This window comes from Parashewanella hymeniacidonis (assembly GCF_016900895.1).
Lineage (GTDB): Bacteria > Pseudomonadota > Gammaproteobacteria > Enterobacterales > Shewanellaceae > Parashewanella > Parashewanella hymeniacidonis.
The window spans coordinates 27,873-42,102 of sequence record NZ_JAFEUN010000028.1 but is presented as its reverse complement, the minus strand read 5'-3'; the positions used below and the strand labels follow the sequence as shown (position 1 = coordinate 42,102).

The window sequence follows — 14,230 nt, the reverse complement described above, 5'->3', positions numbered from 1 at the left end:
TCTAATTCGAGGGGGTTGTTATTTTATAGGCTGTTGGAACAAGCCATAGTAACAAAACCATTAACATATAGGGCTATCAAAGAAAGACGTTAAACCACAATATATAGTGGTTGGTGCAGCTAAGTGGATAGCCCTTTTATAAATACAGTGTGAGGCAAAAATGGCGGTTATCACTCAATACGTTGTAGTAAGGGAAGGGGTAGAAAAAATGACTTTTACGTCTAAAAAAGAAGCTGATGCATACGACAAAATGCTAGATATTGCTGATAACTTACTTCCATTTATTCAGCAATCTGAGCTTAAACTTGAAGAAAATACCATAGAACAGCTTTCTTTCTATTTAGCTTCTAACAAAGATGATTTACTATCACTACTTAAAGGTGGCAGCACAGCTCCTAAAACGGTGAAAAAACCTAAAAAGAACTTGGAAGTTGTGGCATAGCTTGATATTCAGCTAAGCAAAAAGAAGTAATACTTAAGGGTGAAAATGAAATCTGAATTTTACGACACGTTAAACCGTCAAGTTTTGGCTCTATTTGAAGGCGAAACTGATCTAGTTGCTGCAATGGCGAACTTATCTGCATTGTTAAATGAGAATCTTGAACAAATCAATTGGGTAGGCTTTTACATTCAGCGTGATGAGCAGCTGGTTTTAGGACCTTTTCAAGGAAAAGTTGCTTGCGTTAGAATCCCGCTTGGTCGTGGCGTATGCGGTACAGCCGCCGCAAATGATGAGACACAACTTGTTGACGATGTTCATCAATTTGCAGGTCATATTGCTTGTGATTCAGCCAGTAATTCTGAAATCGTAGTACCTGTCCACAAAGACGGAAAAGTTATTGCTGTTTTGGATATTGATAGTCCAATCCTTTCTAGGTTCGATAAAGAAGATAAAAATGGCTTAGAAATGGTCGTATCTTCATTCGAAAAGAGTCTATTCGGCTAATTATCGAACATTTTTTTTCAATTCGAGGTCGCAATTATAAGCTCTGGCTTTATAATAGGCGGCTGCTTGCGGCTTGAACTCGCGCTATGCTTTGCTTTAGTGTCGCTTGATAAACCTAACTTTGTTAGTTTATGTTTGTTACTGTTTTTGTAAGAAGCATATCAAAATTGTACGTCTAATTATTTAGACGAAGATAAACGACTGAGCCGTAAACCAAATCTTTTCACGGCCGATGTCCTAGTAAATGTGGAAGTAATAATGGAATCAACAGAAAAGTTGACCGACACTAATGCTATTTTGGCGTATTTATATGAAATTTTTCCTCAGTGCTTTGTAGCTGAAGGAGAAGCAAAGCCTTTAAAAATCGGCCTATTTCAAGATTTAGCAGATAAGCTTGCTGAAGATCCTAAAGTCAGTAAGACGCAATTACGCGTTGCTTTAAGACGTTACACAAGCAGCTGGCGCTATCTAAAGAGTATCAAAGAAGGTGCGGTTCGAGTCGACTTAGACGGTAATCCTTGTGGTGAACTTGAAGCAGAGCACATTGAACACGCTCAAAAGACGCTTAAAGAAAGCCAAGAGCGTGCTAAGCAACGCCGTCAAGAAAAAGAAGCCAAATTAGCTGCAGAGCGTGGTGATAAGCCTAAAACTGAAAGAAAGTTTGCTAAAAAGCCTGCTGCGAACCGCCAGCGCAAAGATCGCAACTTCAAGCAAGTGCAATCTAAGGATCAAAATCCTGCAAAACCAGCAATTGATGTTTCTAAACTTGTTCAAGCTGAGTTGTCACAGCTTAGTAAAGATCAACGTGTAAACATTAAACTTGGTAAGTCCCCTGTATCTGGCGTTATCGCTGATATTAATAAAGGTGAAATTATGGTTCAGCTGGATAGTGGTTTAAGCGTTAAAGTTAAGCCTGAACATATTTTACTTTAAAATCCCTTATAGCGGAAAAGCTTGAGCAGGTAAGCTGTTTGCGATATATACTTAAGTCAATATTTGCAAACAGCTTATAAAAATTATCAAAAGTAAGGAGCAACTTGTTGATGCGAAAATTAAAACTGGCCACAGCGTTGGCCACACTTGTATTTGGATTCAACGCCCTGGCAGTCGAGCCAAAAATTCAAATCAACGAGCTACCCCATCTACAGCAAGAACCTCAACATAAAGTCTCAAGTAAACGAATCACGGATTTATTCACACGCTCTCACTATCATAAATTTGATCTTGATACTGCTTTTTCAGAGCAAATTTTCAACCGTTATTTGAAACTCTTAGATTTTCGACGCAATATTCTTACGCAAGCTGATGTTGATGGGTTAAAGCAGTATCAAGATGATTTTGATAAAATGCTCACCAGTGGCAACTTAAATGAAGCTTACAAGATTTATGATCTTGTTCAAAAACGTCGCTATCAAGGTTTTGTTTACGCTTTAAGTCTACTTGATGCAAAAAAACCGTTTGATTTCAATAAAGTTGGCGATAAATACGATTATGATCGTGAGCACGCTAACTGGCCAAAATCTGAAGCAGAGATTCATGAGTTATGGCGTCAACGTGTTAAGTATGATGCTTTAAACCTAAAATTGACTGATAAAAAATGGAGTGAAATTGTTGAGATCTTATCAAAAAGATACAACAACGCTCTTAAACGCTTGACTCAAACTAACAGTGAAGATGTCTTCCAAATTTTAATGAATTCATTCGCACGTTCAATTGAGCCGCATACAAGCTACTTGTCACCAAGAAATGCTGAACGCTTCCAACAAGAAATGAACCTGAGTCTTGAAGGTATTGGAGCAGTATTACAAGCTGAAGATGATTACACTATGATTCGTAGCCTTGTAAAAGGCGGACCTGCGGCTAAAAGTGAAGAGTTAGAAGCTGGCGATAAAATCATTGGTGTAGGTCAAGCAGGCGAAAAAATTGTCGATATTATTGGCTGGCGTCTAGATGATGTAGTCGATCTTATTAAAGGTCCTAAAGGGACAAAAGTTACTTTACAAGTACTAAAGAAAAAAGCAGGCTCAAGTGCTAAGCCCGTTGAAGTGGTTATCACTCGTGACAAAATTCGCCTAGAAGATAGGGCTGCAAGCTCTAAAGTTATTGAAGGCGATGTTGGTGCTTATGAAAAACGTAAGGTAGGTGTCATTGAAATTCCTGGTTTTTATGTAAATCTTTCAAAAGATGTAACAAAGGAACTTGCAAAGCTTAAAAAAGAAAACGTTGAAGGTATCATCATCGATTTGCGAGGAAACGGTGGCGGTGCATTAACAGAAGCAACATTGTTAACTGGTTTATTCATTGATATGGGCCCTGCAGTGCAAGTTCGGTATGCTAATGGTCAAGTTGTTCAAAATCGTGATAATGATGGCAGTGTTACATATTCCGGACCATTAACCGTAATGGTTGATCGTTATAGTGCCTCTGCATCAGAAATTTTTGCGGCTGCTATGCAAGATTATGGACGAGCTTTAATTGTTGGTGAGTCAACATTTGGTAAAGGCACTGTACAGCAACATAAGCCATTACAGCGTATTTATGATTTGTATGATAAACCGTTAGGCAGTGTGCAGTACACGATTGCTAAGTTTTATCGTATTAATGGTGGTAGTACTCAGTTAAAAGGTGTTACTCCAGACATCATGTTCCCAAGTGCGCTTAAACCTGGTGAGTTTGGTGAATCTGAAGAAGATAATGCGTTACCTTGGGATAAAGTGCCAGCGGCTAAATATCATAAATTCAATGATATTACGCCGACGATAATTTCTGAATTGATCAAAGATTACGATGCCCGTATCAAAAATAATGTTGAGTTTGGTTATATCAGAGATGACATCAAAGAGTATCGTAAACTTAGAGACGAGAAGAGCGTTTCTTTAGATTTATCAAAACGTAAAGCGCTGCAAAAAGAAGAGGATGATAAAGCGCTACAACGCGCTAATGAACGTCGTATAGCAAAAGGTCAAAAGCCAGTAAAAGACCTCGACGAATTGTCTAAATTGAAGGATAAAGAAGAGTTACCTGATGTACTTCTTGAGCAAACAGCGGATATAACTTTAGATTTAGTTGGCTTAACTAAGAAAAAGTAACTTCAACACATAAATTAAAAAAACGCGCACTCAGCGCGTTTTTTGTCTGAAAGTTAAAATTAAAAATACTTAAGAGGACCACTATGTCACAACGTGAAGCAAAATTACTTAAGGACTATAGTGCACCAGAATATACAGTAGAACACATTGCCTTAAAATTTGAACTTAATAGTCCAGTTACTACGATTACAGCATCGAGCAAGGTTAAACGATTGAAAAGTGAAGCTGTCACATTAGTGCTTGATGGTGAGTCACTTTCACTTGTCAGTGTTAAAATTGATGGCAAAGATGTTGAACATAAACTTGAAGAAAATCGTTTACATATTTCAGCAGACGTTGACGATTTTTTATTAGATATTGTTACTGAGATTGAACCTGAAGCGAATACAGCGCTTGAAGGTTTATATATGTCAGACGCTGCATATTGCACTCAATGTGAAGCAGAAGGCTTCCGCCGCATTACGTATTATCTTGATCGTCCCGATGTGCTTGCAAAATTTGATGTGAGAATTGAAGCTGATAAAGCACAATTTCCCTACCTGCTAAGTAATGGTAACTTGTTAGAAAAAGGCGATCTCGAAGATGGTCGACACTTTGCCAGTTGGCAAGATCCATTTCCAAAGCCGAGTTATTTATTTGCACTTGTAGCGGGTGATTTTGATCTATTAGAAGATACTTTTATCACACGAAGTGATCGTGAAGTTGAACTTCAAGTTTTTGTTGATAAAGGCAATTTAAATAAAGCGCACCATGCTATGGAATCTCTTAAAAAGTCCATGAAATGGGATGAAGAACGCTTTGATTTAGAATATGACTTAGACATTTATATGATTGTAGCCGTTGATTTTTTCAATATGGGTGCGATGGAGAACAAAGGGCTAAATGTCTTTAATACTAAGTATGTTTTAGCAGATAAAGAATCAGCTACTGATGATGACTTTCATGGTATTGAATCTGTCATCGGCCATGAATACTTCCACAACTGGACGGGCAATCGTGTAACTTGCCGTGATTGGTTCCAGTTGAGTTTAAAAGAAGGGCTTACAGTCTTTCGTGATCAAGAGTTCAGCTCAGATTTGGGTTCTAGATCCGTGAACAGAATTCATGCCATTAAAGTTATTAGGAACCACCAGTTCGCAGAAGATGCTGGTCCTATGGCGCATCCAATTCGTCCTGAAGCTGTAATTGAAATGAATAACTTTTATACCGTTACTGTTTATAATAAAGGTGCTGAAGTTATTCGTATGATGCATACCTTACTTGGTGAAGAAAACTTTCAGAAAGGTATAGCGTTATATTTTGAGCGTCATGATGGTCAAGCGGTTACTTGTGATGATTTTGTGAGTGCAATGGAAGATGCAAGTCGAGTAGATCTTGAGCAATTCCGTAATTGGTATAGTCAAGCAGGTACACCGTCAGTTTCGGTTGCCGAAGAGTTTGATGCTAAGGCACAAGAATACAAGCTGCACTTAAAACAAGAACGCCAAGCGATTTCCGGGAATAATGACTTACCGATGCACATTCCCTTTGATGTTGAGCTCATTTCGGAGTCCGGCGAGTCTTTAGTGAGTAAGGTGCTTAATTTTACTGAAAATAGCCAAACTTTCGTATTCACTGATATCAATGCAAAGCCAACGGTCTCTTTGCTTCAAAACTTCTCTGCTCCGGTAAAGCTTGATTTTGAATTCGAACTTGACCATCTTGTGAATTTAATGCGCTATGCGAGTAGTGAAGTTGCACGTTGGGAAGCTTCAGTTTCTATCTTTAGTAATGCTATATGGAACAATGTAGAAGCGCTGAAAAATAATACTAATATGCAGGTCAATCAAGTTGTTCTTGATGCATTCAAAGGCATGTTGCTTGATAGTCAATTAGATCCAGCATTAGTAGCGGAAGTATTAACTGTTCCAACAACGAATGAACTTGTCGAGCAAGCGATAATTGTTGATTTGGATAAATTGATTACTGCACGTGAGTTTGTGATTGATGAAATTGCTGCTTATTGTGAAGATGAATTAAATGCTCGATATCATTTACTTAAGTTAGTAGATAATCCTTCAGCAAGGGCATTACAAAACGCCTGTCTAAATTGGCTAAGTCGAATTGATGAGCAATATGAAGTATTAGTTGAGCAGCAATTTTACAGCGCAGAAAACATGACAGATGCGCTTGGTGCACTCAAAGCTGCAAATGCTTCACAACTTGAATGTCGTAATCTCTTGATGTCAGATTTTGAAGCTAAATGGGACCAAACTCCTTTAGTCATGGATAAGTGGTTTATGCTAGAAGCGACCAACAAAGCAGATAATGTCATTGATCGTTTGAAAGAACTGGCTTCTCATTCAGCATTTAGTTTTCAGAATCCGAATAGAGTTAGATCCTTGATAGGTACGTTCGCTGCGGCTAATACCGAGCAATTTCATAATGCGAATGGTGAAGGATACCGTTATTTAACAGATGTATTAAAGAAGTTGAATGACATTAACCCACAGTTAGCGGCCAGAATTATTACGCCAATGATTCAGTTCTCAAAGTTTGACGAACAGCGTCAATCAATGATTAAACAAGGATTACAAGAGCTAGCTGATTTACCAAATTTATCTAAAGATTTATTTGAGAAGGTCACTAAAGCTTTAGCATAAGACCTAAGCTCGCCATTTGATCAACGAATGGCGAGTATTTCTATAAAAACAGTTTTATTATGGAATTTTATTTTAGACTATCAGTAAGTTATGACAACTTTTTGCCTTACTATCAAGGGGTAGCTAAGAGGGTAGAAGTTCGTGAACATTATGGCCGCATATTGCACATTAACGCTTATCATTTTAAGCCTTTTTTGACCCCTCAAGGCATTGAAGGAAATTTTAAGATACAGATAGATGATAATGGAACGTTACGAAAAATTGAAAAACTTTAGAGTAAATACTTTAAACGCAGCGGCGTATGTTAAAAGTTATCTGGTCTGATCTGTGTTATTTATTTTCTTTTAAAAATAGATAGTTATACGTTTTGTTAGATTGCGCTTTATCAGAATGCAACCTATTCAAACATACGTATGAAAATGTATTTCCTCTTTGTTTTATAAAGAAAAAATAAAAACGTTTTTATCGTTCCTATGTCTTGCCCAACACCCTCTATTCCTGTAACAATGTGTTCACCTGTTTGATACTTTTACCATAAGAATTACAAGTGAAGGTTATCAAATGGAAATTTTGCAGGTTATGGAGAATGACAACAATGAACAAGACTCAACGCGGCTTTCGCCGATCTGCGTTAGCCATGGGGGTGGCTTCGGCAATGTCTCTAGGACTATTGTCAAACGTTAACGCAGCTTCTTTTGATTGGGGAGAAGTATCTGGAACGTTCGATTCCACTTGGACTGCTGGTGCAAGTTGGCGAGTTTCAGATAGAAATTGGAAAGATCAAATCGGTAAGGCAAACCAGCCTAATTATAATTGGGCTAACTATACCGCTTTCGGAAATACGATTCATCAAAACACTGATATATGGGCCAATCCAGGTTCGTATTCAACCAACAATGATTTAAGCAATCAACTTCATACTAGTGGTGAAACTTTTTCAGAAATCTTTAAAGGTTTACATGAATTATCATTAGAGTATAAAAACTTTGGTTTATTTGCTCGTGGTTTATATTTCTATGACCGCAAATTAAACGATAAAGATTTTGATTATGTTGATCCGTTAACAGGCAATAAATATGATGCTTGTGAAGATAAGCAGGCTGAAAAAGTACAGTGTAAAGATGTTCGTCTTTTAGATGCATTCGTTTACGGTAACTTTGATTTAAATGATGGGAAAAACCCGTTATCTGTGCGAGTTGGTAACCAAGTTATTTCTTGGGGTGAAAGTACACTGATCCCACATGGTATTGGTGTAATTAATCCTGTTGATTTGAATATCTTGAATCAACCAGGTGCTGAACTAAAAGAAGCCTTTAGACCACAAGGAATGGTTTGGGCTTCTTTAGGTATTACAGATGAGGTCTCTGTAGAAGCATTCTATCAATATGATTGGGAGCCAATTTGGATTCCTACACCAGGTTCGCTTTTTGGCACCAATGACTTTGTTGGTTATGGCGGTTATCTGAATAACGCTCAATTAGGCTTCAGTGGTAACCCTGATATCAGCCTTGATTTCTTGCTTCAAGAGTACAATAAACTTGGCGGAATGATTGCTAGCGGACAAGTTCCATCAGAGCAATTGGGTCCTCTCGCTTTAGCATATACGACAAAAGTCACATTAGTCGATGATCATGGTAAAGCCTCTGATGATGGACAGTATGGTATTAAGTTAAGCTGGTATGCACCAGAACTTCACGATACTGAATTTGGCTTTTATTTCTTGAAGTATAACAGCCGTCGCCCACTTATTAGTGGTAAAACTGCTGACTTCAGATCAGGGGCAATTCTTTCTGATCTAGCAGTACTAGGTCAGAATGCTGGTAGCATTGATCGCGATACACTGCTTAATTTACAGACATTCTCTAAAGCCCAAATTGTCTTTCCTGATGATATTAAGCTTTACGGTTTAAGTTTTAATACTCTGATTGGCGATACCTCTTTAGCGGGTGAAATCTCGCATCGTCAAGATGAACCACTACAAATTGATGATGTTGAGTTACTATTTACCGCAATGCCAGAGCAATTAGCAAAAGCAGGCCATCGTCCTGAGTTAGCTGGTATATCTCAATACAGCCGCAATGTAGCAGATGTTGGTTCTGGTGAATACGCAGAAGGCTTTATTCGTAGTGATACTACTCAAGCGCAGTTTACATTAACGCATTCGTTTGGTCGTGCTTTTGGCATGGATAACTTAGTGGCACTGGCTGAGTTTGGTGGTATTTGGATCCATGATATGCCAGATCCTGATGAACTTCGTTTAAATGGACCTGGTACAGCACGTTCTGGTGGTGGAATTCCTGACCTTTTATTAAACGGCCTACATAACGGTCCAGAAACTAATCCTTTTCCAACCGATTTTGCTTGGGGTTACCGTTTTGTAGCGAAAGCTGACTTTAACAATGTATTCGCTGGTGTGAATATGTCTCCTAGAGTCATTTTTTCTCACGATGTTAAAGGTATTACGCCGGATCCATTATTCTTATTTACCGAAGGTAAGAAGTCAGTTGCCGTTGGGATTAACTTTGATTATCAAAGCAAGTGGGGAGCCGATATCTCCTACAACAACTTCTTTGGTGGTGTAGGTACAACAAATGCACTGGAAGATCGTGATTACGTATCTTTCAACATTAAGTATTCGATTTAAAGGATGATACTAATGAAAACAAAAAACTTACTGTCATTAGCTGTGATGTTAGCTTTAACTGCTCCAGCTGCATTGGCAAAAGTTTCACCTGATGAAGCGAAGAAGTTGGGCACAACATTAACACCGATTGGTGGTGAAGTAGCCGGTAATGCTGATGGTTCAATTCCAAAATGGACTGGTGGTATCACTAAACCTGTAGCTGGCTTTAAGAAAGGTGATCATCATATCGATCCATTTCCAAATGATAAGATTGAGTTCACGATTACTAATGCGAATAAAGCTCAGTACAAAGATTTCTTAACTGCAGGTCAAAATGCGTTATTTGAGTTGTATCCTGATACATACAAAATGAATGTGTACCAAACTCGCCGAAGTGCTGCTGCACCGCAATACGTTTATGATGCAACAAAAGCGAATGCGACACGTGCTGAATTAATTGATGGCGGAAATGGTTTAAAAGGCGCAGCAATTGGTGTTCCATTCCCGATCCCACAAAATGGTTTAGAAGCCGTTTGGAATCACATTTTGCGTTTCCGTGGTGTTGATATTGAAACGTCTCGTGCTCAAGCTGCACCAACTGCTGGCGGTTCATACAATCTTGTGGAGTATGACGAAGAAATTCACTTTAAATATACTCGACCTGATGAAACCGCACAGAAGCTGGCTGAAAATAATGTGCTTTTCTATTTCAAGCAAGTTGTGACACAACCAGCACGTCGTGCAGGTACAGCTTTACTTGTAAAGGAAACCATGGATCAACAAAAAGAACCTCGTCAAGCATGGACGTATAACACTGGCCAACGCCGTGTTCGCAAAGCGCCAAACGTTGCTTTTGATACCCCTGGTACGTTAACTGATGGCTTAAGAACGACCGATGATTTCGATATGTTCAACGGTTCACCTGAGCGTTACAACTGGGATCTTGTGGGGAAAAAAGAAATCTATATTCCTTACAATGATTACCGTCTGCATTCAGACAAGTTAACTTATGACCAAATTTTGAAACCTGGCCATATTAATCCTGAATATGTACGTTGGGAAAAACATCGTGTTTGGGAAGTAAAAGCGACACTTAAACCAGGTGTCTCCCATTTATATAAAACTCGAGTGTTCTATATAGATGAAGATTCTTGGCAAATTTCTGCGGCTGATCTTTATGACAACCGAGATCAATTATATCGTGTTGCCGTTGCTCATGGTTTGAACTATTACGAAGTACCTGCACAGTGGAGTACTTTAGAAGTATTTCATGATCTTCAATCTCGTCGTTACATTGCAATGGGACTGGATAACGAAGGTCGTATGTACAACTTCGATGCGAAGCTAACTGATGCTGATTTCACTCCATCAGCTCTACGTCGTCGCGGTATTCGTTAATTGTAAAATGCCACTCTTTGCTTTAAAGAGTGGCATATTCTACCCATAATTATAATTTCGATATTCAAGGTAGTATTTATATGAATAACAATGACTTTTTAAAAAAAGTCGGTTTTGGCTTGAGTTTCTGTTTCCTCTTAACTAGTACACTCTCCATCGCAACCCCTCAAATTCAACCCAAAGCTTTGTCTTCTCTTGTCACTGATATTGATCGAAATGTTGCAGTAGGTGAACGTGGTCATATTTTTATTTATGAAAATGGCTGGAAACAGGTTCAATCACCTGTTTCAGTAAATCTCACAAATTCAACCATGTTGAATGCACAAATTGGTTGGGCGGTTGGACACGATGCTACGATTATCAAGACCACCGATGGTGGTATGACATGGTTAACTCAATCTGAATCTCAGAGTATTGAAAAACCATTTCTTGATGTCACTTTTTTTGATAAAAAGCATGGTATTGCTGTCGGTGCCTATGGTTTGTTCTATCGGACGAAAGATGGTGGAAAGAATTGGCGAGAAGAGTTTCACCTAGAGCTGCTTCACCCTGATGACCAAGCTTATTTAGAAGAATTGAAAGACGTTGATCCTGAAGGCTATGAAATAGAGAAAGGATCATTACTTCCACATTTTAATAAGATTTTACTCTTAAATGACGGCCGGTTATTACTCGTTGGTGAACTTGGAATGATTGCAGTTTCTGATGATTTTGGACATTCATTTCAACAAATTGATTTTCCATACGAAGGTTCGATGTTCAGTGTGATTGAAACAAGTGACCACATTTATGTTGCAGGTCTAAGAGGAAATTTATTCAAAACGGATAAAACATTTTCCACATGGAAAAAAGTTACTTTACCAAATGATTCAACCATCCACAGCATTCTTAAAAAAGATAATGGTCTTTTACTCGTTGGAAACTCTGGTGTTATTTACTCAGTAGCATTTGATGATGATGTGAAACTTTTGAAACAAATTAAAGGTGTGAACCTGCTAAGTGTATCTGAGTTAGATGGCAATATTTGGCTTGCTGGCACTAATGGCTTAACGGTCTTAGAAAAATAAAATAGGGACGTTTCATGTTAGAAAAATTTGTAAATGGTGTTGAAACTTTCCTTTTTCGCCACCGTGGTTGGGTAATTTCATTTTTTATTCTTGCTTCATTATTTTTGGGTTATCAGGCAAGCCAGCTCAAAATGGATGCTGCCTTTACCAAGAATATTCCGCTACAACATACTTATATGCAGACCTATTTGAAGCATCAAAAAGATTTTGGTGGTGCAAACTCTGTAATGGTTGCAGTAGAAGATGTGAGTGGGGACGTGTTCAATGAACACTTCTTTAAAACACTAAAAGATGTTCACGATCAATTATTTTTTATACCAGGTATCGATCGGGCTCAAGTCAAATCACTATTTTCACCATCAACTCGATTCACTGAAGTTGTTGAGGATGGTTTTGCCGGTGGCCCCGTGATTCCTGCTGACTTTTCATACTCACAATCTGATTTAGATCGAGTGAGAGGGAACATTGAAAAGGCAGGCATTGTAGGTCGCCTTGTTGCTGAAAATTATAGCTCAGCGATGGTTTCGGCCCAACTCATGGACTTTGATCCTCAAACGGGAGAAAAGCTGGACACTATTGCTCTCGCTGAACAATTAGAGAACGATCTGCGCAAAAAGTTTGAGTCAGATAAAATCAAAATCCATATTATTGGTTTTTCTAAAATGGCGGGTGATGTAGCAGATGGTGCAAAAGGGGTTTTGTTGTTCTTCCTCTTTGCCATTGCGATCACTGGTATAATGGTTTATCTGTTCTCTCGTTCGTTATTGCTCACGGTATTACCATTGATTTGTAGTCTTGTTGCTGTCGAGTGGCAATTAGGCTTATTAACCGTTGTTGGTTTTGGGTTAGACCCAATGTCGATATTGGTTCCATTCTTAGTCTTTGCTATCGGTGTTAGCCATGGCGTGCAAATGATCAATGCGGTTAAAAAGCGTGTCGCTTCAGGAAATACCACAAAAGTAGCAGCAACATTAGCTTTCAGAAGTTTGCTGGTACCTGGTGGAGTCGCATTACTGTCAGATACAGTTGGATTTTTAACTTTACTCGCCATCGATATTGGGATCATTCGAGAATTAGCGATTTCAGCATCACTGGGTGTAGCGGTCATTATTCTAACTAATCTTATACTTTTACCTGTTTTACTTTCGTTTACTCATTTAGAGAAACAAGTTAACACTAAAGAGATTGATAAGACGGAAAAGGTTTGGATTGCACTCTCCAAGTTTGCTACTCCAAAATATGCCGTAAGTGTGCTAGCCATCACCACAGTACTTTATGGATTAGGTTTTTATCAATCACAAAGACTGAAGGTTGGTGATTTGCATGAAGGGGCGCCGGCACTTCACTCCGATTCTCGTTATAACCTTGATACTGCCTTTATAACAGATAAGTTTTCTATCACAACGGATGTTATGTCTGTGATTGCTGAAACAAAAGAAGAGGGTTGTACTTACCATGACATCATCAATCGAGTTGATCAATTTGAATGGTTAATGAGTAATACTCCTGGAGTACAGTCAACAATTAGTGTTGCTTCAGTGGCGAAGAAAGTAAATGCTGGCTTCAATGAAGGTAATGCGAAGTGGGCTGTCTTGCCTAGGAATACTGCAACATTGGGTCAGGCTATCAGTCGAATTCCAACAACCTCTGGTCTGCTGAATCGTGATTGTTCAGTGATGCCCGTTTATATCTTTTTAGAAGATCATAAAGCTGAAACTATTGAAACGGTAATCGACAAAGTTAAGTTAATCTCGAAAGCTTTGGATAATGACGACATTAAGTTTAAATTAGCGTCTGGACCTGTCGGTGTCATGGCTGCTACAAACGAAGCGGTTGCTGAAGCTCAGCTTCCAATGATGATTTATGTATATGCCGCTGTGTTCATCTTATGTTTATTGAGCTTTAAGTCATTAAAAGCCACCATCGTAGTAATCATTCCTTTATATGTAGTCTCTACTCTTGCTCAAGCATTAATGACTTTCTTAGATATTGGCTTAGTAGTGAGTACGTTACCGGTTATTGCCTTAGGTGTTGGAATAGGTGTTGATTACGGTATTTATATCTTATCTACTATGTCAGTCAAACTCTCGGAAGGTCTTGATGTTCAAAAAGCTTACCTTGAAGCGCTTAAAGAAAGAGGTAGTGCAGTGATTTTTACTGGTCTGACTTTAGCTATTGGTGTGAGTACTTGGGTGTTTTCTGCTCTTAAATTCCAAATGGACATGGGAATTTTATTAACATTCATGTTCTTAGTTAACATGTTGGGTGCAATAATTATTATTCCTGCACTTTCATCTATTTTCTGGCGAAAGTCTTGCTAATGTTAAGTTTGCGGGAACTTGGCTCCCGCATATTTATGCATAGTTTATTCAAAATTCTGCTTGTTTCTTCATCCCATAGATCAAAGTCACAAAATTTCTCTAAAATGAGAGGAATTACCACAAAAATATTACTCGAAAAAGTTC

General features: G+C 38.5%; 10 protein-coding genes. All 10 read left to right on the top strand.

All coding sequences use genetic code 11. The features are described 5' to 3' along the window. Window positions 1-160: 160 nt before the first annotated feature. Entirely contained in the window at window positions 161-442 is a 282-nt protein-coding gene (locus JQC92_RS07735) for a YebG family protein (protein ID WP_204999111.1), read from the top strand. Window positions 443-487: 45 nt separating this feature from the next. After that, window positions 488-946: a GAF domain-containing protein gene (locus tag JQC92_RS07730; protein ID WP_204999110.1), complete on the top strand. Its 459-nt coding sequence runs from the start codon at window positions 488-490 to the stop codon at window positions 944-946. 258 nt (window positions 947-1,204) lie between these two features. Next, on the top strand, window positions 1,205-1,879 hold the full coding sequence (gene proQ / locus JQC92_RS07725; protein WP_204999109.1) for an RNA chaperone ProQ: 675 nt from the start codon (window positions 1,205-1,207) through the stop codon (window positions 1,877-1,879). A gap of 110 nt (window positions 1,880-1,989) precedes the next feature. Then, complete coding sequence (gene prc / locus JQC92_RS07720) at window positions 1,990-4,035, top strand: carboxy terminal-processing peptidase (protein WP_204999108.1); 2,046 nt, start codon at window positions 1,990-1,992, stop codon at window positions 4,033-4,035. Between the two features lie 83 nt (window positions 4,036-4,118). Further along, the gene (gene pepN / locus JQC92_RS07715; protein ID WP_204999107.1) at window positions 4,119-6,677 is read left to right on the top strand and encodes an aminopeptidase N; all 2,559 of its coding nucleotides are present in this window, start codon (window positions 4,119-4,121) and stop codon (window positions 6,675-6,677) included. A 59-nt stretch (window positions 6,678-6,736) separates the two neighbouring features. Further along, complete coding sequence (locus JQC92_RS07710; protein ID WP_204999106.1) at window positions 6,737-6,952, top strand: DUF2835 domain-containing protein; 216 nt, start codon at window positions 6,737-6,739, stop codon at window positions 6,950-6,952. 320 nt (window positions 6,953-7,272) lie between these two features. Then, a complete protein-coding gene (locus JQC92_RS07705; protein ID WP_204999105.1) occupies window positions 7,273-9,321 on the top strand; it encodes a DUF1302 domain-containing protein in 2,049 nt (682 codons plus the stop codon). Window positions 9,322-9,333: 12 nt separating this feature from the next. After that, on the top strand, window positions 9,334-10,698 hold the full coding sequence (locus JQC92_RS07700) for a DUF1329 domain-containing protein (RefSeq protein ID WP_204999104.1): 1,365 nt from the start codon (window positions 9,334-9,336) through the stop codon (window positions 10,696-10,698). Between the two features lie 80 nt (window positions 10,699-10,778). Continuing rightward, a complete protein-coding gene (locus tag JQC92_RS07695; RefSeq protein ID WP_204999103.1) occupies window positions 10,779-11,765 on the top strand; it encodes a WD40/YVTN/BNR-like repeat-containing protein in 987 nt (328 codons plus the stop codon). 14 nt (window positions 11,766-11,779) lie between these two features. After that, on the top strand, window positions 11,780-14,086 hold the full coding sequence (locus JQC92_RS07690; RefSeq protein WP_204999102.1) for an efflux RND transporter permease subunit: 2,307 nt from the start codon (window positions 11,780-11,782) through the stop codon (window positions 14,084-14,086). Window positions 14,087-14,230 lie beyond the last annotated feature (144 nt).